The sequence below is a fragment of the Streptomyces sp. NPDC052109 genome (assembly GCF_040680195.1).
GTDB lineage: Bacteria > Actinomycetota > Actinomycetes > Streptomycetales > Streptomycetaceae > Streptomyces.
This window is the reverse complement of sequence record NZ_JBFAWF010000031.1, coordinates 24,439-48,473: the sequence shown is the minus strand read 5'-3', so window position 1 is coordinate 48,473 and position 24,035 is coordinate 24,439. Positions and strand designations below refer to the sequence as shown.

Sequence of the window (24,035 nt, the reverse complement as noted above, 5' to 3'; positions counted from 1 at the left end):
CAACCCAGACACCACGCGCCCCGGCACACCTGGAGACAGGACGCCACCGCGCTCGCCCGGCCGGCCCACCGGCCGGGCGACTCCCGCAGCGCCACCCCCGGTTGACGCGGCAGGAGCACCGTCGCCGAAGAAACCTCACCCGCCCCGCGGACACCGCCGAACGGGTGAAACAGACCCCCTCATGCGGTCGCCGGGTCCGCGGCTCCGACCGACCGCGAGGAGACGGCCGACCGCGAGCCACGACCGACCGGCAGCCGACAACCGGCCCCGGAACCGCGCTAGCCCAGCGACCGCCCCAGCACCCACACCACCGGTGCCGCCGCCGACAACGGCAGCGCCACCCCCGCCGTGAAGTGCACGAACCTGGACGGGTAGTCGTAGCTGGCCACGCGATGGCCGATCAGCGCGCACACCGCGGCGGCCAGCCCCAGCAGCGCGCCCTTCGCGCCCAGCCCGGTGGCACCCCCGACAGCGATCCCCGCGCCGGCGGCGGCCGACAGGGACACCACGACGGACACCGGCGTCGGCAGCGGCAGGGCCCGGGCCAGCACCGCCACCGCCACCGCCGCCGCGCCCACGGACACCGCGTGCGGGGCGGCACCCAGATACCCGGTGGCCAGAACCGACAGCGCCGCCGAGACGACCGTCGCCATCAGGCCGTACATCCGCTCGTCCGGTGAGGCGTGCGAGCGCAGCTGCAGGACCAGGGAGAGCAGGACCCAGACGCCGAGGGGGCCGAGGATGGCCGCGGGGGCGTGCTCGCGGCCTGCGGCCAGGACCGCCGCGTCGGCCGTCACCCCGCCCAGGAACGCGAGCGCGATGCCCTGCCGGGCCGGCCACATGCCGTTCAGCCGGAACCAGCCCGCCGCCGTCACCGCCTGGAGCACCACGAGCGGGACGACGAGCGCGTACGAGGCGACCGGCGCCGTCGCGGCCAGCAGCAGGCCCAGTACCGCGGTCAGCAGCGCAGGCTGCATGCCGGGCTCGATGACCGGCGAACGGCCCTCCAGGCGCGCCCGCTGGGCATCCGTGATCCGGGCGTTGCCGGCGAGGGTGGCGGGGCCGTAGGCCGGCTCGGACTCCGGTGCGGCTTCCGGCCCCCGTGCCGGTGCGGGCGCCGGTGCGGGCGCCGGGTGCGGCTGCGGCATCGGCTGCGGCTGCGGCTGCTGGGCGGCCGCGTACGGCTGCTGGTACTGCCCCTGCCCGTCGTACGTCTGCGACGGCGGATACGCCGTCTCCGCGCCCTGCGCCGGCATCTGCACCGACGCGTGCGTCTGTGTCTCCCAGGTCTGCCCCTGCCACTGCTGGGTGAGCTGGGGGTCGTGGCCCTGCTGCTGGTGGTCGTACCCGGGCCACTGGTGCTGGTGCTGGTGCTGGTGCTGGTGCTGGTAGGGGTCGTAGCCCTCGTAGGGGCCGCCCTGGTAGGGCTCTCCGCCCTGATACGGCTGGTCGCTCATCGCCTCACCCTCCTGCGAACGGCGGGAGCACCTCGACCGTGCCGCCCTCGGCCAGCCGTACCGTCTCATGCGCGCGGGTCCCGACGGGGTCGCCGTCGACGAGGAAGGAGCATCGCTGCAGTACGCGCGTGAGTTCACCGGGGTGTCGCGCGCGCACGGCGGCCAGCGCGTCGGCCAGCGTGTCCGCGTCGTACGGCTCCTCGGCGACCTGGGCCGCCGCCTTGGCGGCGGCCCAATAGCGCAGCGTGACCTTGGGCATCTCGTTCCTCGATCGACGGCAAGAAAGAAATAAGAACGCTGTCAGGCTAGCCCGCCCTGACGGCCGCCCATTCCCCGATCCGGCCCAGCAGGGCGTCGTCCGCCGCGTGCTCAGCGTGGCCCATGCCCGGCTCCACCCAGAGTTCCCCGTGGTCACCGGCCGCCTCGGCCAGCATCCGGGGGTGGTCGAGGGGGAAGTAGCCGTCCCGGTCGCCGTGCACGATCAGCAGCGGAGTGGGGGCGATCCCGGGGACCGCCTCCGCCGGGGACAGCGGCACCGGGTCCCAGTCGCTGTGGTGGATGCGGGTGCGCAGGCCGTAGCGGCCGACCAGACGGCCCTCGGGGCGGGTGACCAGCCAGTGCAGCCGGCGCATGGGGGCCGTACCCCGGTAGTACCAGCGGGCCGGGGCGCTGACCGAGACCACCGCGTCGCTCGTACCGGGGTGCAGCGCCGCGTGCCGCAGGACCACCGAGCCGCCCATGGAGAAGCCGACGGTCACCACGCGCGCGTGCCCGAGGCCGCGGGCCCAGTCGACGGCGGCGTGGAGGTCCAGGACCTCCTTGTCGCCGACCGTGGACCGGCCGCCCGAGCGTCCGTGGCCGCGGAACGAGAAGGCGACGACGGCGCCGTGACCGCGCAGAACGCCCGCCACCCGGCGAACGTGCGGACGGTCCACGTCACCGGTGAACCCGTGGGCGATGACGAACACCGGATCACGGGAGGCCGAACGGGAGGCGTCCGGATGGGTTTCGTGTACGACGGCGCCCGGATCGTATACGGAATCGATCAAAATTCCGTCGGCGGTGCGCAGGAACGTCCGGATAGGGCCCAGTCTGCCTGTCTCGCGATTCGGACGAACGGTGGAATGCGCCACTTGACCTGCCGAACGGTTGCTCATGTGGGCTATTCTGCTGGGCAGAGGACTCGGGCAGCGAAGCCCCCGGGTCCTTTTGTGCTTTCGGAAGCGTTGTATACGAAGCGGGAAACCGTGGATGTACGGGGCCTTCGGGATCGCAGAGCAGTACCCGTCCGCACAGTCCTCGCAGGGACCGAGGAGGAACCAGACGTATGAGTTCTCTGCTGCTCCTGACCAACGCCCTCCAGCCTTCGACGGAGGTGCTCCCCGCCCTGGGCCTGCTCCTGCACAACGTGCGGGTGGCCCCGGCGGAGGGCCCCGCCCTGGTCGACACCCCGGGCGCCGACGTCATCCTCGTCGACGGCCGCCGCGACCTGCCCCAGGTGCGCAGCCTGTGCCAGCTGCTGCGCTCCACCGGCCCCGGCTGTCCGCTGATCCTCGTCGTCACCGAGGGCGGTCTCGCCGCCGTCACCGCCGACTGGGGCATCGACGACGTGCTCCTCGACACCGCCGGTCCCGCGGAGGTCGAGGCGCGCCTGCGGCTGTCCATGGGACGGCAGCAGATCGTCAACGACGACTCCCCCATGGAGATCCGCAACGGCGATCTCTCGGTGGACGAGGCCACCTACTCCGCCAAGCTCAAGGGCCGGGTCCTCGACCTCACCTTCAAGGAGTTCGAGCTGCTGAAGTACCTCGCCCAGCACCCGGGCCGGGTCTTCACCCGCGCCCAGCTGCTGCAGGAGGTGTGGGGCTACGACTACTTCGGCGGCACCCGGACGGTCGACGTCCACGTACGGCGCCTGCGCGCCAAACTCGGCCCCGAGCACGAGTCGCTGATCGGCACCGTCCGGAATGTCGGTTATCGATTCGTTACCCCCGAGAAGGCGGACCGGTCCGCCGAGGAGTCCAAGGCCAGGGCGGACCGGGCAAAGGCGGAGGACACGGAGGCACCCGCCGTCCCCGGCGCCGCCGAGATCCACGCGGACGCCTAGTTCCGGCTCGTTTCCGCCGGGCAGGTGTGGCGGCCGTCCGGGCGGGGCATTGCTCCCGCACATCCAAGCAGTGATACGCCCTGCCCGGACCGGGTCAATCCGCGTAGACTCCGCGCGTGGCGAAGGTGACTCGGGATGACGTGGCACGGCTGGCTGGAACCTCCACCGCCGTCGTCAGTTATGTCATCAACAACGGACCCCGGCCGGTCGCCCCGGCCACGCGCGAGCGTGTCCTCGCGGCGATCAAGGAACTGGGGTACCGCCCCGACCGGGTCGCCCAGGCGATGGCCTCGCGGCGCACCGACCTCATAGGCCTGATCATCCCGGACGCCCGCCAGCCCTTCTTCGGCGAAATGGCGCACGCGGTCGAGCAGGCCGCCTCCGAGCGCGGAAAGATGGTCCTGGTCGGCAACACCGATTACATCGGCGAACGCGAGGTCCACTACCTGCGCGCCTTCCTCGGCATGCGCGTCTCGGGCCTGATCCTCGTCTCCCACGCCCTGAACGACCTGGCCGCCGCCGAGATCGACGCCTGGGACGCCCGCGTGGTGCTGCTGCACGAGCGCCCCGAGGCCATCGACGACGTCGCCGTGGTCACGGACGACCTGGGCGGCGCCCAGCTCGCCGTACGCCACCTGCTCGAGCACGGCTACGAGTACGTCGCCTGCATGGGCGGCACGGCCGACACCCCGGCCGTCGGCGACCCGGTCTCCGACCACGTCGAGGGCTGGAAGCGGGCCATGGCCGAGGCGGGCCTGTCCACCGAGGGCCGCCTGTTCGAGGCGCCGTACAACCGCTACGACGCCTACCGCGTGGCGCTGGAGGTGCTCTCCCGCCCGAACCGCCCGCCGGCCGTCTTCTGCTCCACCGACGACCAGGCGATCGGCCTGCTGCGGGCGGCGCGCGAGCTCCGCATCGACGTGCCCGGCGAGCTGGCGGTGGCCGGGTTCGACGACATCAAGGAGGCGGCGCTGGCCGACCCGCCGCTGACCACGGTCGCCTCGGACCGCTCGGCGATGGCCCGGGCGGCGGTCGACCTGGTGCTGGACGACGGGCTGCGGGTGGCGGGGTCGCGACGGGAGCGGCTGAAGACGTTCCCGTCCCGGCTGGTGGTGCGCACAAGCTGTGGATGCGCGGGCTGAAGCGCTGCCTGAAAGCCGGGTGAGAGCCCGGCCGAGGCAGGCGGGAAGCGTCTTTATATCGGGCAAACGAGGTTCTGCCGGGCTTCTCAGCGAGCACTCAGGAAGCTCTCATGGTGGCGGGGGACCCTTCTAGTCATGACCGAGAGCATCCGCCGCAGCGGCGAGTACGAGTACGGCACCCCTCAGGGCACGGGCGCGTACGACAGCCCGCAGGGCACGCCCCAGGGTGCGTACGCCCAGCAGCCCAGCTACTCCGCTCCCGTGAACCCCGAGTGGCCGCCCCCGCCGCCGTACGACCCCCCGACGGCGACGGATGCGCTGCCGGCACCCGAGCCGAGGAGGAAGCGCAACCGGGGTCCGCTCGCCCTCATCGCGGCCGTCGCGATCGTGGCGGCGGCGGTCGGCGGCGCCACGGCCTACGGCTTCCAGGAGCTGACCGGCAAGGACACGGTCGCCAGCGCCGGCACGAGCACCACCGTGGTGCCGTCCAGCAAGAAGGGCGACGTCGCCGCGATCGCCTCCGCCGTCAGCCCCAGCGTGGTCGAGATAAACGCGACCCTCGGCAACGGCTCCTCCACCGGTTCCGGCGTGGTCATCTCGTCGAACGGCGAGATCGTCACCAACAACCACGTCGTCTCCGGCGCGCAGTCGATCAAGGTGCGCACCAGCGACGGCAAGAGCTACACCGCCGATGTCGTGGGCACGGACAGCTCCAAGGACCTCGCGCTGATCAAGCTGCGCGGCGCCTCCGGTCTGAAGCCCGCCTCCCTCGGCAACTCCGCCGGTGTCCAGGTCGGTGACACGGTCGTGGCGATCGGCTCCCCCGAGGGCCTGACCGGCACCGTCACCAGCGGTATCGTCTCCGCCCTCAACCGGGACGTGACCGTCTCCACCGACGAGGGACAGGGCCAGGGCGGCGACGGTCAGTGGCCGTTCCAGTTCGGCGGCCGTCAGTTCAACGGCGACACGGGTTCGTCCACGACGACGTACAAGGCCATCCAGACCGACGCGTCCCTGAACCCCGGCAACTCCGGCGGCGCGCTGATCGACGCGAGCGGCAACGTCATCGGCATCAACTCCGCGATGTACTCGTCCAGCCAGCAGTCCTCGTCGTCCTCGGACGCGGGCAGCATCGGCCTCGGCTTCGCGATCCCCGTCAACACGGTCAAGTCCGACCTGGCCAAGCTGCGGGCGGGCAACAACAGCTAGCGCTTCACCCCTCAGTCAGCAGGGAGTACGTCATGATCACCAAGGTTTCGCACCGGAACGCCGACCGCGGCCCCACCGACATCACCCTGGCCCTCGCGATCTCCCGGGACCTGCACATGCCCATCCCGGCCCCCCGTGAGCCCGAGCAGGTGTCCCGCGCCCCCCGTCCGGCCCTCCGCGCCTCCAGGCCGGCCCCCCGCGCACCCGAGCCGGCCCCCCGCGCGCCCGAGCTGGTCGTGACGACGTTCCCGGAGCTGATGGGCCTGCGCACCGCCCCCGTCCGCACCCACCGCCGCAAGGTCCCGCTGAACCGCCTGTCCGCGGTGCGGGCCTGAGGCGGCGGGGCCTGAGGCCGCCGGCCTGACGCGGCCGGACCTGTCATGGGGTTGGGCCAGCCTGCGGGCTGGCCCTTCCCCCTGCGGCGGGTCCGGCGGCGGTCGGGGACCGGCTTCGGGTCGCGCCCGGCTTCGGGTCGCGACCTGCTTCGGGTCGCGACCTGCTTCGGATCGGGACCGACCGACGTCCGGGGAACGCCCCGGGGGCTGACCGCTTCCCGGTCGAACCCGGCAGGTGTGCCGCCCGGCGCGTCGGTCGTGGCACGCTGAGAGACACCCCTCCATCCCACCCAACCGCACCCCCGAGGAATCGCGAGCGATGAGCCCCGCCGAAGGCGACCGTGACCCCCAGCGCATCCTGATCGTCGACGACGAGCCGGCGGTACGCGAGGCGCTCCAGCGCAGCCTCGCGTTCGACGGGTACGACACGGAGGTGGCCGTGGACGGCGCGGACGCGCTGGAGAAGGCCACCGCCTACAGGCCCGACCTGGTCGTCCTGGACATCCAGATGCCGCGCATGGACGGCCTGACGGCGGCCCGCCGCATCCGCGGGGCCGGCGACACCACCCCGATCCTCATGCTCACGGCCCGCGACACCGTCGGCGACCGGGTGACCGGTCTGGACGCCGGGGCGGACGACTACCTGGTCAAGCCCTTCGAACTGGACGAGCTCTTCGCCCGCATCCGGGCACTGCTGCGCCGCAGCTCGTACGCTGCCGCGGTGTCGGCCGAGGCCCAGGAGGACGAGGCGCTGACCTTCGCCGACCTGCGCATGGACCTCGCGACCCGTGAGGTCACCCGCGGCAGCCGGCAGGTCGAACTGACCCGCACGGAGTTCACGCTGCTGGAGATGTTCATGGCGCACCCGCGCCAGGTCCTCACCCGGGAGCAGATCCTGAAGGCGGTCTGGGGCTTCGACTTCGAGCCCTCCTCCAACTCCCTCGACGTCTACGTCATGTACCTGCGCCGCAAGACCGAGGCCGGCGGCGAGCCGCGTCTCGTGCACACGGTGCGGGGCGTGGGGTACGTCCTGCGCCAGGGCGGCGCCGAGTGAACAAGCTCGTACGGCGCTACCGGTCCCTGTCGATCAGGGCCCGGCTGGCGATGCTGGTCGCCGCGGCGGTGGCGTTCGCGGTGGCGGCGGTCTCGGTGACGTGCTGGTTCATCGTGCAGGGGAAGCTGTACTCACAGCTCGACGACGATCTGCAGAAGTCGCTGCGCGGTGCGGGCCAGCTGGACCAGCTGAACTTCTCCCTCAGCAACTGCACCGACACGCCGGCGTCCGGCGGGATCTTCCAGGACAGGTACTCCCAGCTGGTCACCGAGACCGGCAAGGTCTGCCTGATCGGGGGCGCCTCCGGCAAGATCAAGGTCATCGAGGCCGACAAGACGGAGATCAAGGCCCTCGCCAGCACGATCTACTTCCGCAACGGCACCGACTCCGAGGGCAACGAGCTGCGCGTGCTCACCCGCCCCCTCCTGCCCACCTCGACCGCGAGCGGCGCACGCGGACCGAACGTCGGTGTCCAGGTGGCCATCCCGCTCAAGAACACCGAGAAGACCCTCAACGACCTCGCGCTCGTCCTCCTCCTCGTCTCCGGCATAGGAGTCGTCGGGGCCGGTGCCGCGGGCCTCGCCGTCGCCCGTGCGGGCCTGCGCCCCGTCGACAAGCTCACCGATGCCGTGGAGCACGTGGCCAGGACCGAGGACCTGACCATCCGCATCCCGGTGGAGGACGACAGCGAGGACGAGGTGGCGCGCCTGTCCCGGTCCTTCAACTCGATGACGTCGTCGCTGGCCAGCTCCCGCGATCTCCAGCAGCAGCTGATCGCCGACGCCGGCCACGAACTCCGTACGCCGCTGACGTCGTTGCGCACGAACATCGAACTCCTGACCCGCAGCGAGGAGACGGGCCGCCCCATCCCGCCGGAGGACCGCAAGGCCCTGCTCGCCTCGGTGAAGGCGCAGATGACCGAACTGGCCGCGCTGATCGGCGACCTGCAGGAGCTGTCCCGCTCGGAGGGCCAGCGGGGCGAGCGTGTCCAGGTGGTCTCCTTCCAGGACACGGTCGAGGCGGCGCTGCGCCGCGCGCGCCTGCGCGGCCCCGAGCTGACCATCACGGCGGACCTGGAGCCCTGGTACGTACGGGCGGAGCCCTCCGCGCTGGAGCGGGCGGTCGTCAACATCCTCGACAACGCGGTGAAGTTCAGCCCCGAGAGCGGCACGGTCGAGGTGCGGCTGACCTCCGGCGTGCTGACCGTCCGCGACCACGGCCCCGGCGTCCCCGAGGACGAGCTCCCGCACGTCTTCGACCGCTTCTGGCGCTCCCCCAGCGCCCGCGCCCTGCCCGGCTCGGGCCTCGGCCTGTCCATCGTGGCCCGCACGGTCCAGCAGGCGGGCGGCGAGGTCACCCTCTCGCGCGCGCAGGGCGGCGGCACGGTGGCCACCGTACGCCTGCCGGGCGCGCCGACACCGCCCCCGGAGACGCCGGGCACGCGGGCGGACGAGCGGGACTTCGCCGGGTGACCGACCCGGCATCCGGCACGGCTCGGACCGGCCGGGCCGGCCGGGTCCGTCGGGTCGGTCGGGTCAGTCCGGCTTCGGCAAGGTGCGCAGGCGCTCGATCTGGGTCCGGCTGAGGTCGTTCGCGCGGCGCATGTGGCGGGTGATCGTCCTCAGCTCGTCCTCGCTGTGGTCGTCGAACAGCCTCTGCCAGGTGCGGCCGAGCTCGTCCCAGACCGCGGTGACGCGCGCGACACGCTCCGGCACCGGGGTGACCAGCACCCGCCGACGGTCCCGCGCGTCCGGCATGCGGGCCACATAGCCACCGCGTTCGAGCCGGTCCACCAGCCGGGTGGCCGAGCCCGTGGTGAGACCGGTCAGGTCGGCGATCTGCCGGACCGTGAGCGGCTCGGGCTCGACCGTCAGCAGACTCAGGGCCTGTACGTCGGTCGGGTGCAGCCCGAGGTGGTCGGCGACGGCCTGGTTGAACAGCACGTACGACGCGAGATAGCGCCGCGACTCGGTCGACAACTCCTCGTACAGCCGGGCCCGGCGCGGCTCTGTCCCGTCCGTCACGTGACTGGCCTCCCAAAATTACTGCGCGACGCAGCGAAACTCGCGCTACTCTACTGCGTGGCGCAGCTAATGCGCCACACAGTGATTCTACCGCGACCCAGGGAGACCCATGCTCACCGTCGCCGTCGCCGGCGCGACCGGCGCCCAGGGCGGAGCCACCGCCCGTGCCCTGCTGGCCGCCGGCCACCACGTCCGAGCGCTGACCCGCGCCCCGGACGCACCGGCCGCCACCGCCCTGCGCGCCCTCGGCGCCGAGATCCGCCACGCCGACTTCGACGACCGCGCCTCCCTCGACGCGGCCCTCACCGGCGCGGACGCGTTGTTCGCCGTGACCACCCCGTTCGGCACCGACACCGCGACCGAGGTACGGCAGGGCAGAGCCCTCGTCGACGCCGCGGTGGCCGCCCGACTCGGCCATGTCGTCCTCACCTCCGCCGCGCACGCCGACCGCGGCACGGGCGTCCCGCACTACGACAGCAAGGCCGAGATCGAACGGCACCTGCGGGCCTCCGGCGCGCCCTGGACGGTGATCGCCCCGGCCGCGTTCATGGACAGCCACACCGGCGGCTGGACCCTGGCCGGACTGCGCGAGGGCGTCTTCGGCTGGCCCATGCCCGCCGGCCGGCCCTTCGCCCTCGTCCCCGCCGCCGACATCGGCGCGTTCGCCGCGCTGGCCCTCGGGCGCCGTACCGCATTCGCGGGCCGGCGCGTCGACATCGCCTCCGACACCTGCACCCCGGAACAGATCGCAGCCACCCTGGCCACCGTCACCGGCCGCCCGGTCACCCACCACGAGGTCGCCCTCGACCAGGTCCGCACCCACTCCGCGGACCTGGCTGCGATGTTCGCGTACTTCACCACCACCGGCCTCGACGTCGACACCGCCACCCTGCACCGCACCCACCCCGAGATCGCCTGGCACACCTTCGCCGACTGGGCGGCTGACCAGAACTGGCAAGGTCTGCTGGGGAGTTGAGAGACGGGCGGCGGCCTTCCCCCGCCCTCGGCAACTCCGGGGCACGCCCACAGGGCCCCGACCGGCGGCTGATCGTTTCAGCCGTCGCCCAGCCGTCCGCCCACCCCCTCCTCACCGCTCCGGTCAAGGGGTCTAGCCTCTCCTCGGTCGCGCACCCTTCCGGTGCGTCGGGGAGGGGGCCTCCATGGACGAGGGCGAATCGACACGGGTGTACCGCAGGCAGCGAAGACGGCCCCGACAGGCCGCGCTGCTGCCGCTCGTCCTGCTGGGCAACGCCGCGCTGCAGACCATCCGCGCCGGCCACGCCGTGCCGACCTGGTGGGTCCCCACCGCGCTCGCCGCGCTCGTGGCGGTCGGCGTGTGGGGCATCCTGTCAGAGTGGCGGGCGCACACCGTGGTGGCGGCCCGCGGAATCACCCGGCAGGGACCCCTGCGGGCACGCACCTGGGCCTGGTCCGCCGTGTACGACATCCGGGTCGAGAGCACCGGCAACCAGCCCCTCAACACCCATCCCCGGTGGGCGGCCTACCTGTACGACTCCGAAGGCCGCCGCTTCCTGCTCCCACAGCTCAACGAGTGGCAGCTGGACGATCCCCACGCCGAGGTCGCGGGGCTGCGCGCGGCCGCCTGGCGGCACGGGATGCCCTACGGGCAGCGGGCCGAGATCGAGGAACGGATCCTGCGGCAGGCCGGTCGACGCCGGGGATGGCAGGGGGCGAGCGTCGCGGCCGTGGTGGTGTTCGCCGTCATGATCGTGGTCGCGCTCGCGGAGGACATCGCCGGGACACCGGCCAACCTCGTCCTGCTGCTCGTGGTCGTACCGCTGGCCGCCCTCGGCCTGCTGGGGCCCCTGCTCGGCCGGTACTGCGCCGCCCGGGCCCTGCGGCTGCCGCGCGACGGGGCCTAGGTGTGCCGTTCCGGGGACATCACCGGCGGAGGATCAGCGTGTCGTCCGAAGCCGGGGCCGGAGCCGCAGCCGGGAGCGCCGGTGCCGTCACCGCCTCCGGCAGCGGGTGCGCCAGGCGGGCGTAGGCACCGCCCCGGGCGAGGAGTTCCTCGTGTGTGCCGGCCTCCACGAGCCGGCCTCGGTCGATGACCAGGATGCGGTCGGCGTCCGGCGCGAGGGACAGGTCGTGGGTGATCATGATGGTCGTACGGCCCGACATCAGGCTGCGCAGGGGCTGGACGACCTGGCGGGCGGCGACGGCGTCCAGCCCGGCCGTCGGCTCGTCCAGGACGAGCACCGGGGCCGCGCGCAGCATCGCGCGGGCGATGGCGATGCGCTGGAGCTGGCCGCCGGAGAGGGCGGCGGTGCCGGGGGCGATCGGGGTGTCGTACCCCTCGGGCAGCGCGGTGACGAAGTCGTGCGCCGCCGCGTCCCTCGCCGCCTGTTCGATCTCGGTGTCCGTCGCGCCGGGGCGGCCGCAGGCGATGTTCTCGCGGATGGTGCCGTTGAGGATCAGGGTCTGCTGCGGCAGCAGGGCGACCTGCTCGCGCAGGAAGTGCAGCGGGAGGTCCCGCAGCGGCACACCGTCCAGGGTGATGACGCCGGCCGAGGGGTCGTAGAAGCGGGTGAGGAGCTTGGCGAGGGTGGACTTGCCCGCGCCGCTCGCACCGGTGATCAGCACCAACTCGCCCGGCCGCGCCGTGAGTTCGACGCCCCGGAGACAGGCGCGCGCGGAGCCCGGGTAGCGGAACGAGACGTCGTGGAGGCCGATCCAGCCGTGTACGGGCCACTGCGGGACCGGGGCCACGGGATCGGCGACCGCGGGCTCGGCGTCGAGGACCTCGCCGATGCGGCGGGCGCCCGCGGTGGCCGCGGTGACCGTCAGGCCGAGCCGGCCGAGGCTGCGGATCGGCGGGTAGAGGTAGCCGAGGAAGGCGGCGAACGCCAGCAGCTCGCCGAGGGTCATGCGGTGGGCGGAGATCTCCCACACGCCGAAGCCGATCACCGCGAGCACGCACAGCGTCTCGACGACCTCCACCAACTGCTCGTACATCTCGCTCAGTCGCGCCCCGCGCACACTGGCCCGCATCCAGGCGCGGGCCTCGCGGTCGAGCCGTCGCTCCTCGTCGGCGCGCCGGTTGTAGGCCTGGGTGAGGACGACGTTGCCGAGCGACTCCTCCACCACGGAGGTGATCGCGCCGTCGGCGACCCGCTCGTCCCGGGAGGCCTGGGCGATACGGCCGGAGAAGCGGCGCGCGGCGAGCAGGAAGAGGGGCACGAGGACGAAGGTGGCCAGCGCCAGGTCCCAGCGCAGCCAGAAGGCGGCGGTGGCGTAGAACACGGCGGAGAACGCCGCCGACACGGCTCCCACGACACCCGAGACCACCAGCTGCTCGATGGACTCGACGTCTCCGGTGAGCCGTTCGACCAGGTCGCCCCGGCGGTGCCGCTGGAAGAAGTGCGGGGGCAGGTCCTGGACATGACGGAAGACGGCCGCGCGCAGGCGCAGGACGAATCTCTCGGCCGTCCAGGTGGCCAGGGAGTTGCCGAGGTAGCCGACGAGCGCGGCGAGCGCGGCCACACCCAGCCAGGCGCCGGCCGGCCCCCAGAAGGCGGAGAGCCTGCCCGACTTCAGGGCGTGGTCGGTCAGCTGGGCGAACAGCAGGATCGCGGCGGTCTCGGCGAGCGCGGACACGACCACGCACGCCACGATCGCCGCGAGCCACTTGCGGTCGCCGTGCGTCAGCGGCCAGAACCGGCGGAAGGCCTCGCGGGCTTCCCCCACCATTGGCAACTCCTTTCCACAGCTGTGGACACGGCCGGGCGGGGCCACCGGTGCGACGGTGACCGGTGACCCCGCCTCACGAAGGCCTGCCTCAGCCCTTGTCTCCGACCGGGCGACGCCGCGGCGCGGGCTTCTTCGGCTCGTGCTTCCGCGACTCCGGAGCGGGCTTGCGGTGCTTCTTGACGGGGGTGATCCTGTGGAACGACATGGAATTTCCCTCCCTGATTCCTGGTAATGACTCAGTTTGCGCTTATCGCGCGATTACGGCGGTGTTTACTTGTGGCCGACCGGGCGCTTGGGCTCGTGCTTCTTCGGCTCGCACCTCCGGCGCTTCGGGGCCGGGGCGGGCTTGTGGGACTTCTTCACCGGGACGATCTTGCGGAAGCTCATGACTTTCCCTCTCGCTTCGGCGTCGTTCGCGCCTTTCGCTTTCGACACGAAAAACACTACGGCACCGGCGAGCCGAAAAAAGCCAATTCCGGTGAGACCTCAATTAAAGAGCACTGTGCGTAATTCACAGGTATTTTGTGGAACCACGGCGCCATTCACATAGGTTTTACGGGGTGGCTGCCGTACCCTCTACGCATGAGCAGCGACGACACCGCACGAGCCTTCCCGGCCCGCTCCCTCGAGACCAGCTCCGCGCTCACCCCGGACCAGGTGGAGGCCGTGCTGGGCCTGCTCGCCGAGGCCGGCCGGGTCGACGGGCAGCAACCGGTGTCCGAACAGGGCCGGCTGCAGTTGCGCGGAGGCGCCCGCGAGGGTGTGTCGCATCTGCTGCTGAGCGTCGACGGCGAACTCGTCGGGTACGCCCAGCTGGAGGACACCGACCCGGTGGAGGCACCGGCCGCCGAACTCGTCGTCCACCCCGCGCAGCGCGGGCACGGACACGGCCGGGCGCTCGGCTCGGCCCTGCTCGCCGCCTCCGGAAAGCGGCTCAGGGTGTGGGCCCACGGCGGGCATCCGGCCGCCCGGCATCTCGCCCAGGTGCTCGGCCTGACCCTGTTCCGCGAACTGCGGCAGATGCGGCGGCAGTTGACCGACCTGGAGCTGCCCGAGCCGGTGCTGCCGGAAGGCGTGACCGTGCGGACGTTCGTGCCGGGCAAGGACGACGCCGCCTGGCTCGCGGTCAACGCGGCCGCCTTCGCCCACCACCCGGAGCAGGGCTCACTGACCCAGCGGGACCTCGACGACCGCAAGGGGGAGCCGTGGTTCGACCCGGCCGGGTTCTTCCTCGCCGAGCGGCGCGGGGAGGTGATCGGCTTCCACTGGACCAAGGTGCACGCCGAGGAAGGCCTGGGCGAGGTGTACGTCGTCGGGGTCCGCCCCGGTGAACAGGGCGGCGGGCTCGGCAAGGCGCTCACCGCGATCGGCCTGCGCCACCTGGCCGGCCAGCAGCTGCCGACCGCGATGCTGTACGTCGACGCCGACAACCAGGCGGCGGTGTCGGTGTACGAGCGGCTGGGCTTCAGCACGTACGAGACGGACCTGATGTACCGCACGGAGACCTGAGCACCTACGCCCCACGCCCCCGGCAGGCGCGTCGACTCCGCCGAGCGCTGGTACGCGCTGGGGGCCTTCCACACCCACGGTCCCACCACCGCCGCGCTGACCCTGGCCGGGCTGGCGGCGGGCACACCGGCGGGGCTGGTGCTGCGCCGTTCGCTGCCCGCGCTGGTCGTCGGCGTGGTGCTCACCGCGGGCATCGCCGGCCTGGAAGCTGCTGCGCCCCATGTGGCCGGCGGCCACCGAGATCGGCACGCTCAGGCAGGGCTACCGGGGGAACGGCATGGTCGTCGAGCAGGGCCTGGTGTCCCGGACCGGCGCACATGTGCACTGCGGCTCCGCGGCGCGCCACGAGTGCTCCACGGCCGTCGGGTACTGCAACACCTACCGCCCCTACTCCCACTACTGGCCGCTCCAGCTCACCACCAGCGCGCTGCTCCCGGCCGTCGCCGGACTGCTCGTGCTCGCCTCCTACCTGGTGCTGCGCCGCCTGACCGGGATGCTGCGGCCGGCCGCGCGGACCACGGGAGCCCCGCGCGCCCTCGTGCCCACCGGAGCCCCCGTATGACCGCCCCCGCTCCGGCGCTGCTCCCCCTTCACCGGGCACGGACGACGTCGTGAACGTCCTCGGTGAGGTCCTCTTCCACGCTCCCTGCGCGGTGGCGGCCAGGGCGGGCGCCGCGCTGATCGGCCGCGACGGCCGCGACCGAGGGGGAGTCCGGTACCGCGAGCCGGCCCGGACCCTCTCCGCACCCCGCCGGCTCACGGCCGAGCCGACCGCGGCCGCGACACCGCTGTTCGCCGGCGCCGCCGTGCTCGACGTGGCGTCGGGCGGTCGGCACCGCCGCCCGGGACGTGCTGGTGGGCGACTGGGGCCGGGACCGCGTCTTCGTCCCGCGCGGCCCCCTGCTGCCCGGCGTTCGCGCTGTTCGCCCCGGCCACGGGCATGGTGATGCCCCTGGCCGGGGTCGCCGCCGCTGCGGTGTACCGGGTGCTGCGCCTGCGGTCCGTCCGAGCGCCGCAGCTCTGGACGCCGGTCCGCCCGAGGCCCCGTAGGGGGTGCCCGCCGTGGGCGGGTGCGGGTGCGGGGGCCGGTCGCGCCCACGCGGGCGGGCCCGCATGTCGACACAGCCCCGCCTCCCCTTACGGAACCGCGGTGCCGTCGGCCGGACAGCGGTCGTAGCCTGCCGGCACGGAATCCGTCGCTTTCGCGACCGCGACCCCCCGGAGCCGCCCCGCGCTATCCCGCACGTCATGTCTCCGTAACCATCGATTCAGCCGAGCTTGCGACGCTCGGCCAATGAAGCCCGCCGTGCCAGAGCCTTCGCCGCCCCCCGAGGGGCCCGCGCAGAACGGGGCCGTGACGCTCCCGCCCGCACGTTCCGACGCGCCCGTGACGCCCGTAGCGCGGAAGAATGGGGTCATGAGTCAGCAAGACGCCCAGGCACCGGTCCAGCACGCGCAGCCCCCCGTGGGCTCCATAGCCGCGCACCGCCCGCACACCGTGGCCGCGACGGTCTCCGACCTGGAACCCGACATCGACGCGGATCTCGACACGTACGAGGAGTCCAGGACCGACGGCGCGCCGCTGCCCCACGGTCGCTTCCTCGACCGTGAGCGCAGCTGGCTCGCCTTCAACGAACGTGTCCTGGAGCTCGCCGAGGACCCGAACACCCCGCTGCTGGAGCGTGCGAACTTCCTCGCGATCTTCGCCAGCAACCTGGACGAGTACTTCATGGTCCGGGTGGCAGGACTGAAACGCCGTATCGCCACCGGCGTGGCGACGCGGTCCGCCTCCGGGCTGCAGCCCCGCGAGGTGCTGGAGATGATCTGGGCGCGCTCGCGCGAGCTCATGGCCCGGCACGCCGCCTGCTACCAGGAGGACGTCGCCCCCGCGCTCGCCGAGGAGAGCATCCACCTGGTCCGCTGGAACGAGCTGACCGACAAGGAGCAGGCGCGCCTGTTCACGCTCTTCCGGCACCAGATCTTCCCCGTGCTGACCCCGCTGGCCGTCGACCCCGCGCACCCCTTCCCGTACATTTCCGGCCTCTCCCTGAACCTGGCCGTCGTCGTACGCAACCCGGTCAGCGGCCACAAGCACTTCGCGCGCGTGAAGGTGCCGCCGCTGCTGTCCCGCTTCCTGGAGAGCAGCCCCGGCCGGTACGTCCCGATCGAGGACGTCATCGCCGCGCACCTGGAGGAGCTGTTCCCCGGCATGGAGGTGCTGGAGCACCACACCTTCCGGCTCACCCGCAACGAGGACCTCGAGGTCGAGGAGGACGACGCCGAGAACCTGCTCCAAGCCCTGGAGAAGGAGCTCATGCGGCGCCGCTTCGGCCCGCCGGTGCGCCTGGAGGTCGAGGAGTCCATCGACCGCGAGGTGCTGGACCTGCTGGTGCGCGAGCTGAAGATCGGCGAGGCGGAGGTGTACCCGCTGCCCGGTCCGCTGGACCTCACGGGTCTCTTCCGCATCCACTCCCTGGACCGGCCGGAGCTGAAGTACCCGAAGTTCGTCGCCGGCACCCACCGCGACCTCGCCGAGGTGGAGTCCGCGTCCGCGCCGGACATCTTCGCCGCTCTGCGCACCCGGGACGTGCTGCTGCACCACCCGTACGACAGCTTCTCCACCTCGGTCCAGGCCTTCCTGGAGCAGGCCGCGGCCGACCCGGACGTCCTCGCGATCAAGCAGACGCTGTACCGCACCTCGGGCGACTCCCCGATAGTCGACGCGCTCATAGACGCCGCCGAGTCCGGCAAGCAGGTCCTCGTCCTGGTCGAGATCAAGGCCCGCTTCGACGAGCACGCCAACATCAAGTGGGCGCGCAAGCTGGAGGAGGCCGGCTGCCACGTCGTCTACGGCCTGGTCGGTCTGAAGACGCACTGCAAGCTGTCCCTGGTGGTCCGCCAGGAGGGCGAGACCCTGCGCCGCTACAGCCACGTCGGCACGGGCAACTACCACCCGAAGACGGCGCGTCTGTACGAGGACCTGGGCCTGCTCACGGCCGACCCGCAGGTCGGCGCGGACCTCTCCGACCTGTTCAACCGCCTGTCCGGCTACTCGCGCCGGGAGACCTACCGCCGCCTGCTGGTGGCCCCCAAGTCCCTGCGGGACGGCCTGATCTCACGGATCGACAAGGAGGTCCAGCACCACCGCGCGGGCCGCCCGGCCTTCATCCGGCTCAAGGTCAACTCGATCGTCGACGAGGCGATCATCGACGCCCTCTACCGTGCGTCCCAGGCCGGTGTCCCGGTGGACGTGTGGGTGCGCGGCATATGCGCGGTCCGGCCCGGCGTCCCCGGCCTGTCCGACAACATCCGGGTCCGTTCGATCCTCGGCCGCTTCCTCGAGCACTCCCGCGTGTTCGCCTTCGGCAACGGCGGCGAGCCCGAGGTGTGGATCGGCAGCGCCGACATGATGCACCGCAACCTCGACCGCCGGATAGAGGCCCTGGTGCGGGTCGTCGACCCCGCCCACCGGGCGGCCCTCAACCGGCTGCTCGACACCGGTATGTCCGATTCCACCTCCTCCTGGCACCTCGGTCCCGACGGCGAGTGGACGCGACACGCGACCGACGCGGACGGCCAGCCCCTGCGCAACGTCCAGGAGATGCTCATAGACGCCCGGAGGCGCCGGCGTGGCACAGCAACACCTTGACCCGACGGACCCCGCAGCCGAGGTGGTGACCGGGGACGCCCTCGCGGCGTACCTGCGCACCCAGGCCACGGAGTTCCTCCGCGCCCTGCGCCTGCACCGCGAGAACGGCGGTGCCAACGGGGGCGCTCCCGCGCGGGACCGGTCGGGCGCGGGAGAGAAGGGCGCGGAGGAGTCCGTCGACGCGACGCGTGCCCTGCGCCGCTCGGCCCGCCGCATCAGCGGCAGCCTGCACACCTTCCGCCCGCTGCTCGATCCCGACTGGTCCGAGGAGATGCGCCCCGAACTTGCCTGGCTCTCCGGCACGTTGGGCCTGGAGCACGCCTACGAGGCCCGCCTGGAGCGGCTGCTGCTGGCGCTGCACCGCCTGTCGGGCGCGGCGGTGCTGCCGACCCAGACGCTCGAGGCCGCGGTGGCCGCGGGCGCCTCGACGGCGGCGAACAACGCCGGCGGCCAGGCGACCGCCGCACCGGAACGCGGCAACCTCACCGTGGGCGCGGCGAAGGCAGGTGCCCTGCTGGAACGGCAGTTGACGCTGGCCCGGACGAGGGCCCACTCGACAGCGCTCCAGGCCCTGGGCTCCAGCCGGTTCCACGCCGTGGCCGACAAGGTCGCCGTCCTGGCCAGCGAGGTCCCCCTGACCCCCGTCGCCCCCACCACCGATCTGCGTCCCCTGGCAGCCGCTGCGGAGGAACGGCTGACAGACGCGATCACCGCGCTCCCGCTGGTCGTCGCGGGCCACCCGTACAACGCGGAGGCCCTCGTCCACGGCCTGTCCCCGGACCCGTCCCCCCACCCCCAGGACGGCCCCTGGCACCAGGTGCGGCTGCTGCTGCGGCTGCACCGGTACGCCCTGGAGGCGCTGCACGGCGGCACCCTGCCGATGGACGTCCGTCTGCTCGCGGCGGGCCAGGCCCTGAACCGGCACCGGGACGCCTCGGAGGCGGCAGCGGCGGCGGCCCAGGCCGCCCGTACGCCCCGGATCGCCCCGGCGACGGCGTACGCGCTGGGCGTGCTCCACGCCGACCAGCGGCACGAGGTGGAGGCCGCCCGGTACGCCTTCCAGCAGGCCTGGCAGAAGCAGGTCGTCAGCGCACCCTGAGTTCCACGAGGAGGCGGTGTGAGCGACACCCTGGTGCGAGCGGCCGGATGTGTGCTGTGGCGCCGCTCGCCCGTCGCCGATGACCTGGAGATCTGTCTGGTCCACCGGCCGAAGTACGACGACTGGTCCCACCCGAAGGGCAAGCTCAAGCGCGGCGAGGACGCGCTCGCGGGCGCCCTTCGGGAGGTCGCGGAGGAGACCGGGTACACGGCCGAGCCCGGCGAGGAGCTGCCGACCCTGCGGTATCTCGCGAACGGCCGCCCGAAGCAGGTGCGTTACTGGGCGGCCGAGGCGGTCTCCGGCCACTTCACCCCGAACGACGAGGTGGACCGGATCCTGTGGCTCTCCCCCGCCGCGGCCCGCAGCCGGCTCACCCAGCTCCGCGACCGCGACCTCGTGGACGCCCTCGCCCGGTCGTTCGAACACATGTAGCGGAACGGTGAACGCCGGAGAAATGATCACCTGAGTGTCTTCTGTGTGAACCCTGATCCTGTTGTGATGGCTGCGCACCACCTGGCACGAACGTCCAACTCGACGGATCTACAGGGGAGTTGCCAGACCGATGCACATCAGGAAGAGCGCCGCGCTCGTCGTGGCCGCCGCCGCCATCGCCACCGGCGCGAGCGTGGTCCCGGCCGCCGCCCAGAACGACGGCCGCTGCACCACCAGTGTCAGCTCGAACCTCTTCGGCGAGCTGTGCCTGTACTACAACTCGGGGCTGTCCGGCTCGCACGCCGACTTCAACGTGCCGACCAAGGACGAGGCCGGTTACGTGTTCTCCTCCTCCGGCGCCGGTCAGGGCCAGCCGGTGAAGAACAACGCGGCCTCGGCGACCAACCTCGACCCCGACTGCACCGCGATCATCTTCTACAACAGCGGCTGGAGCGGCCCGGCGGACTACATCGACGCCCACTCCTCCGTCTCCCGGCTGAACAAGACGTACAACAACAACGCCTCCAACCACTGGGAATGCCCGTGAGCGCGCGGCCGCGGGGGCGCTTCGCCGTCCCCGCGGCCGCGGCCGCCCTCCTGCTCGCGGCCTGCGGCACCTCCGCGGACCACACCCTGCCCGTCCCCGCCCCGACGCACCGCGGCCCCGCCCCCGTCACCCCGGTCAGCCTGCCCCGGCCGCTGCTCGAACGACCGGTCGACACCGCCCGGTTGTCGCTGCAGGAGCTGGCCGCCGTCGGCCGCGCCGAACTCATCGAGCGCGCCGCCTGCATGCGCCGCTACGGCTTCGACGTCCGCGCGCGGTTCACCCGCAGCCTGCACGCGACCGTGCCGGACCGCTCCTACGGCGTGATGACCGACGCCGACGCCCGCCGCTACGGCTACCACATGGCCCCGGACGTCGATCCGCGCGTGCCCGCCAACCAGAAGAAGCAGACCGACCTGGTCATCCCCCACCCGCCCCGGTCCGCGGCGGACCGCCGGGTGCGCGACCTGGTGATGTACGGCACCGCCTCCGGCACCCTCACCGAGGACGACGTGCAGCGCGCCGACGGGCCGCACCCGCCGCGCGACGCCGAGGTGATCGGCACCTACAAGGACCGCCCGGTCCGGGCCGGCGGCTGCGCCGAGGAGGCCCGCGACCGGATCGTCGGCGACGGCGGCAGCGAACGGAACCCGGTCGCCATGCGCATCTACGTCACCTCCTTCCAGCAGGCGGAACAGGACCCCGACGTACGCCGGGCCGTTCGCGCCTGGTCGGCGTGCATGGCCCGCGGCGGCTACCACTACGACAGCCCGCTGAACGCCGGCACCGACCTGCCCACCGCACAGGCACCGGCCGCCGACGCACACGAGAAGGCCGTCGCCCGCACCGACATGACCTGCAAGGACTCCGCGCGGCTGATCGCCGTCTGGTCCGCCGCCGAGGCACGGCACGAACGCCGGGCCATGGCCGGCGAGAAGGCCGCGCTGGCGGCGGAGACGGCGCGCAAGAAGCGCATGCTGGAACGCGCGCTCAAGGTGCTCGCCACCACCGAGGGCGCCGCGGACTGAGCCGGCCGCTGCCCGGCGCCGTCACGCACCCGCCCGGTGCGCCTCCGCGTCCGTGCGGGCCTGGCTGCGGGCCCTGCGGGCGGGGCCGCGCCAGCCGCAGCTGCAGCCGGCCACGCAGAAGCGGCCCTGTTCGGTCGTCGTCGTGAGGTGTTCCCGCCGGGACCGGGCGTGCTCCGGCCCGTCCTGCTGCGCCGAGGTGACTGCCACCCCGACAAGGTTACCCATCCTGCGGCAAAGGGCTCGTACGGCCGTCCCACCCCTGCGGCACCGCGTGACGGCGCCCCCTACTCGTCGTTAACCGGACGAGTAGGGGGCCCGTGACGGACGTACCGGCTGGGGGTAGGCAGGCGATGGATCGGCGGCAGCACAGGAGCGCGGGCAGGACGGTCGTCGCGGTCGGCATCATGCTCGGCCTCGGGGCGGGTGCCACGGGCTGTTACGGCAGCGGGGCCGCCGCCGAGGACGTCAAGGGCGGAGGCGATCCGGTCGCCGTACTGCACCGGGCCGCCGCCACCCTGCGCGGCGCGGGCAGCTCGCAGGCCGCCACCTCCATGGAGATGGCCACGGGCGGCACCCGGGTCACCATCCGGGGCAAGGGCGTCTACGACTTCCGGCGCCGCCTCGGCCGGCTCACCGTCGTCCTGCCCGAGGACCCGGCGGGCACCTCCGAGCACCAGCCCATCACCGAACTCCTCGCTCCCGGCGCGCTGTTCATGAAGAACCGGGGGGCCGGCGTGCCCGCCGACAAGTGGGTGCGGGTGGACACCGCCACGCTGTCCGACGGCAACCTGGTCACCGGCGGCGCGACCGACCCGTACGCCGCGGCCGAGGTGCTGCGCGGGACGCGGACGGCGACCTACGTCGGCAGGACCGAGGTCGGCGGGACCGCGGTGCGGCACTACCGGGGCACGGCGGACCTGGGCAGCGCGGCCCGCCGGGCCTCGGCCGAGAACAGGGCACCGCTGGCCGCGGCGGCGAAAGGCTTCGCCACGGCCGAAGTCCCGTTCGACGCCTATCTCGACGACCAGGGCCGCATCCGCAAGCTCCGGCAGCGCTTCAGCTTCGTCAACGGCCGGCAGAAGACACCCGTGGCGGTCGCCTCGACGACCCTGCTCTACGACTTCGGCACCCCCGCCGACGTCGAGCTGCCTCGCCCGGCGGACATCTACGCGGGCCGGATCGCCGAGGACGGGCACTAGTCCGGGCCGTCACCCTGGAAGTAGCCCGTCCGTGCCATGCGCGGCGTGCGGGGCGCTCCCTACTCTAGGAAGTCGGTGACGGCAGAGAAGAGGTGAGGCGGGTGGCTCCGGTCGGCGGTACGGCGGTGCAGGACCATGTGGCCCTCGCCGAGATCGAGCTGTGCGGGGAGTTGATCATCGCCGCCTCCGCGGCCCGGGAGCGGCTCAGCCTGGAGAGCATCGACGAGGTGCTGCGGGTGGCCGAGGAACGCGAGTCCTGGGGGTCCTGAGCGACCCGGACCACGGCAGGCGGCGGGCTCGGCACCGCGGCAGGCGGCTGGATCAGGAACGCAGCAGGCGGCCGATCGCCTTCGTCGCCTCGTCCACCTTGGCCTCGATCTCGTCGCCGCCCTTGAGCGCCGCGTCGGCCACGCAGTGCCGCAGATGCTCCTCCAGCAACTGCAGCGCGAAGGACTGCAGCGCCTTGGTGGAGGCGGAGACCTGGGTGAGTATGTCGATGCAGTACGTGTCCTCGTCGACCATCCGCTGCAGCCCGCGGATCTGCCCCTCGATCCGGCGCAGCCGCTTGAGGTGCTCGTCCTTCTGCTTGTGGTAGCCGTGTGTGGCGTGCGGGGCGTGCGCGCTCTCGCTCGCGGCCGCACGCGCGGTCTCGGAGGGAGCCGTGGCGCCGGCCTCGGTCGTCGTCATCGCGGGCCTCCATCTCGGGACGAGCTGATTTCGATCACAATTGCGACCGGATACCCCTACTGGGTATATGGTAACGAACTTTCCGGGGTAGAGAGGCCTTGGTACGCCCCCGTGCTGATCACTCTGCCCGATGGGCGACACTGGGATGCGGCCCATTAGCCGTGGCCGGATGATGCGCCTAGCATCAGCCTGACCGAAACCGAAGCACCCCGAGGACCCCACGTGCGCTTTCGTCTGACCCCCAGGGAGACGAGCTTCTACGACATGTTCGCCGCATCCGCGGACAACATCGTCACCGGCTCGAAACTCCTGATGGAACTGCTCGGGGCGGACGGACCTGCCCGAGCCGAGATCGCAGAGCGTATGCGGGCCGCGGAACACGCGGGTGACGACGCCACGCACGCGATCTTCCACCAGTTGAACTCCTCGTTCATCACGCCGTTCGACCGCGAGGACATCTACGCCCTCGCCGGCTCCCTCGACGACATCATGGACTTCATGGAGGAGGCCGTCGACCTGGTCGTCCTCTACAACGTCGAGGAACTGCCGAAGGGCGTCGAGCAGCAGATCGAGGTGCTGGCCCGGGCCGCCGAGCTGACGGCCGAGGCGATGCCGAACCTGCGCACGATGGACAACCTCACCGAGTACTGGATCGAGGTGAACCGCCTGGAGAACCAGGCGGACCAGATCCACCGGAAGCTCCTGGCGCACCTCTTCAACGGCAAGTACGACGCGATCGAGGTGCTCAAGCTCAAGCAGATCGTGGACGTCCTGGAAGAGGCCGCGGACGCGTTCGAGCACGTGGCGAACACGGTGGAGACCATCGCCGTCAAGGAGTCCTGAGGCGTC

25 protein-coding genes are annotated in these 24,035 nt (G+C 72.4%); 18 read left to right on the top strand and 7 right to left on the bottom strand.

Annotated features, from left to right (window positions below):
• Positions 1-278: 278 nt before the first annotated feature.
• From AB0L59_RS38135 to AB0L59_RS38125, 3 genes are read right to left on the bottom strand one after another with little or no spacing between them, the layout of a single operon-like run.
• Positions 279-1,457 (bottom strand): hypothetical protein, encoded by a 1,179-nt coding sequence (locus tag AB0L59_RS38135; RefSeq protein ID WP_365591580.1) that lies wholly within the window; start codon positions 1,455-1,457, stop codon positions 279-281.
• 4 nt (positions 1,458-1,461) lie between these two features.
• Positions 1,462-1,716 carry a MoaD/ThiS family protein gene (locus AB0L59_RS38130; protein WP_365591578.1) on the bottom strand — a complete coding sequence of 85 codons (255 nt, stop codon included), beginning with the start codon at positions 1,714-1,716 and terminating at the stop codon, positions 1,462-1,464.
• Positions 1,717-1,762: 46 nt separating this feature from the next.
• Positions 1,763-2,614: an alpha/beta fold hydrolase gene (locus tag AB0L59_RS38125; RefSeq protein ID WP_365591575.1), complete on the bottom strand. Its 852-nt coding sequence runs from the start codon at positions 2,612-2,614 to the stop codon at positions 1,763-1,765.
• Between the two features lie 170 nt (positions 2,615-2,784).
• Between AB0L59_RS38125 and AB0L59_RS38120 the strand changes: the two genes are divergently transcribed.
• The 6 genes from AB0L59_RS38120 (at position 2,785) to AB0L59_RS38095 (ending at position 8,776) form a co-directional block, all read left to right on the top strand.
• On the top strand, positions 2,785-3,564 hold the full coding sequence (locus AB0L59_RS38120; RefSeq protein WP_365591573.1) for a response regulator transcription factor: 780 nt from the start codon (positions 2,785-2,787) through the stop codon (positions 3,562-3,564).
• A gap of 116 nt (positions 3,565-3,680) precedes the next feature.
• Positions 3,681-4,706, top strand: coding sequence for a LacI family DNA-binding transcriptional regulator (locus tag AB0L59_RS38115; RefSeq protein WP_365591571.1), 1,026 nt, complete (start codon positions 3,681-3,683; stop codon positions 4,704-4,706).
• A gap of 135 nt (positions 4,707-4,841) precedes the next feature.
• A complete protein-coding gene (locus AB0L59_RS38110; protein WP_365591568.1) occupies positions 4,842-5,915 on the top strand; it encodes a trypsin-like peptidase domain-containing protein in 1,074 nt (357 codons plus the stop codon).
• A gap of 32 nt (positions 5,916-5,947) precedes the next feature.
• Positions 5,948-6,250, top strand: coding sequence for a hypothetical protein (locus AB0L59_RS38105; RefSeq protein WP_365591565.1), 303 nt, complete (start codon positions 5,948-5,950; stop codon positions 6,248-6,250).
• Between the two features lie 319 nt (positions 6,251-6,569).
• Positions 6,570-7,304 carry a response regulator transcription factor gene (locus AB0L59_RS38100; RefSeq protein ID WP_365591563.1) on the top strand — a complete coding sequence of 245 codons (735 nt, stop codon included), beginning with the start codon at positions 6,570-6,572 and terminating at the stop codon, positions 7,302-7,304.
• Complete coding sequence (locus AB0L59_RS38095; RefSeq protein ID WP_365591560.1) at positions 7,301-8,776, top strand: HAMP domain-containing sensor histidine kinase; 1,476 nt, start codon at positions 7,301-7,303, stop codon at positions 8,774-8,776. The genes AB0L59_RS38100 and AB0L59_RS38095 overlap by 4 nt, the downstream gene beginning before the upstream one ends.
• A gap of 63 nt (positions 8,777-8,839) precedes the next feature.
• Here the strand turns inward: AB0L59_RS38095 and AB0L59_RS38090 are convergent, their stop codons facing one another.
• Positions 8,840-9,328, bottom strand: a complete 489-nt coding sequence (locus tag AB0L59_RS38090) for a MarR family transcriptional regulator (RefSeq protein WP_365591557.1) — start codon at positions 9,326-9,328, stop codon at positions 8,840-8,842.
• Between the two features lie 109 nt (positions 9,329-9,437).
• Here AB0L59_RS38090 and AB0L59_RS38085 point away from each other — a divergent pair, with 109 nt between their 5' ends.
• The gene (locus tag AB0L59_RS38085) at positions 9,438-10,304 is read left to right on the top strand and encodes an NmrA/HSCARG family protein (RefSeq protein WP_365591556.1); all 867 of its coding nucleotides are present in this window, start codon (positions 9,438-9,440) and stop codon (positions 10,302-10,304) included.
• A 184-nt stretch (positions 10,305-10,488) separates the two neighbouring features.
• Positions 10,489-11,211 carry a PH domain-containing protein gene (locus AB0L59_RS38080; protein WP_365591555.1) on the top strand — a complete coding sequence of 241 codons (723 nt, stop codon included), beginning with the start codon at positions 10,489-10,491 and terminating at the stop codon, positions 11,209-11,211.
• 19 nt (positions 11,212-11,230) lie between these two features.
• Here the strand turns inward: AB0L59_RS38080 and AB0L59_RS38075 are convergent, their stop codons facing one another.
• Positions 11,231-13,039, bottom strand: coding sequence for an ABC transporter ATP-binding protein (locus tag AB0L59_RS38075; protein WP_365591552.1), 1,809 nt, complete (start codon positions 13,037-13,039; stop codon positions 11,231-11,233).
• A 582-nt stretch (positions 13,040-13,621) separates the two neighbouring features.
• On the opposite strand from AB0L59_RS38075, the gene mshD reads away from it, so the two are divergent.
• The 7 genes from mshD (at position 13,622) to AB0L59_RS38040 (ending at position 21,300) form a co-directional block, all read left to right on the top strand.
• The gene (gene mshD / locus AB0L59_RS38070) at positions 13,622-14,548 is read left to right on the top strand and encodes a mycothiol synthase (RefSeq protein WP_365591549.1); all 927 of its coding nucleotides are present in this window, start codon (positions 13,622-13,624) and stop codon (positions 14,546-14,548) included.
• Between the two features lie 220 nt (positions 14,549-14,768).
• Entirely contained in the window at positions 14,769-15,110 is a 342-nt protein-coding gene (locus AB0L59_RS38065; protein ID WP_365591546.1) for a hypothetical protein, read from the top strand.
• 732 nt (positions 15,111-15,842) lie between these two features.
• A complete protein-coding gene (locus AB0L59_RS38060; RefSeq protein ID WP_365591544.1) occupies positions 15,843-18,197 on the top strand; it encodes an RNA degradosome polyphosphate kinase in 2,355 nt (784 codons plus the stop codon).
• Entirely contained in the window at positions 18,178-19,296 is a 1,119-nt protein-coding gene (locus tag AB0L59_RS38055; RefSeq protein ID WP_365591542.1) for a CHAD domain-containing protein, read from the top strand. The genes AB0L59_RS38060 and AB0L59_RS38055 overlap by 20 nt, the downstream gene beginning before the upstream one ends.
• Positions 19,297-19,314: 18 nt before the next feature.
• On the top strand, positions 19,315-19,728 hold the full coding sequence (locus AB0L59_RS38050; RefSeq protein WP_365591539.1) for an NUDIX hydrolase: 414 nt from the start codon (positions 19,315-19,317) through the stop codon (positions 19,726-19,728).
• Positions 19,729-19,858: 130 nt separating this feature from the next.
• A complete protein-coding gene (locus AB0L59_RS38045; RefSeq protein WP_365591536.1) occupies positions 19,859-20,275 on the top strand; it encodes a peptidase inhibitor family I36 protein in 417 nt (138 codons plus the stop codon).
• On the top strand, positions 20,272-21,300 hold the full coding sequence (locus AB0L59_RS38040; RefSeq protein WP_365591534.1) for a hypothetical protein: 1,029 nt from the start codon (positions 20,272-20,274) through the stop codon (positions 21,298-21,300). The genes AB0L59_RS38045 and AB0L59_RS38040 overlap by 4 nt, the downstream gene beginning before the upstream one ends.
• A 21-nt stretch (positions 21,301-21,321) precedes the next feature.
• Here the strand turns inward: AB0L59_RS38040 and AB0L59_RS38035 are convergent, their stop codons facing one another.
• Positions 21,322-21,507 (bottom strand): hypothetical protein, encoded by a 186-nt coding sequence (locus AB0L59_RS38035; protein ID WP_365591532.1) that lies wholly within the window; start codon positions 21,505-21,507, stop codon positions 21,322-21,324.
• Positions 21,508-21,650: 143 nt separating this feature from the next.
• Between AB0L59_RS38035 and AB0L59_RS38030 the strand changes: the two genes are divergently transcribed.
• Both AB0L59_RS38030 and AB0L59_RS38025 read left to right on the top strand, forming a co-directional pair.
• A complete protein-coding gene (locus tag AB0L59_RS38030; RefSeq protein WP_365591530.1) occupies positions 21,651-22,499 on the top strand; it encodes a hypothetical protein in 849 nt (282 codons plus the stop codon).
• Between the two features lie 101 nt (positions 22,500-22,600).
• A complete protein-coding gene (locus tag AB0L59_RS38025; protein ID WP_365591702.1) occupies positions 22,601-22,768 on the top strand; it encodes a hypothetical protein in 168 nt (55 codons plus the stop codon).
• Between the two features lie 52 nt (positions 22,769-22,820).
• Here the strand turns inward: AB0L59_RS38025 and AB0L59_RS38020 are convergent, their stop codons facing one another.
• Entirely contained in the window at positions 22,821-23,186 is a 366-nt protein-coding gene (locus tag AB0L59_RS38020) for a metal-sensitive transcriptional regulator (protein ID WP_365591527.1), read from the bottom strand.
• Between the two features lie 222 nt (positions 23,187-23,408).
• Between AB0L59_RS38020 and AB0L59_RS38015 the strand changes: the two genes are divergently transcribed.
• Positions 23,409-24,029 (top strand): DUF47 family protein, encoded by a 621-nt coding sequence (locus tag AB0L59_RS38015; protein WP_365591525.1) that lies wholly within the window; start codon positions 23,409-23,411, stop codon positions 24,027-24,029.
• The last annotated feature ends 6 nt before the right edge of the window (positions 24,030-24,035 follow it).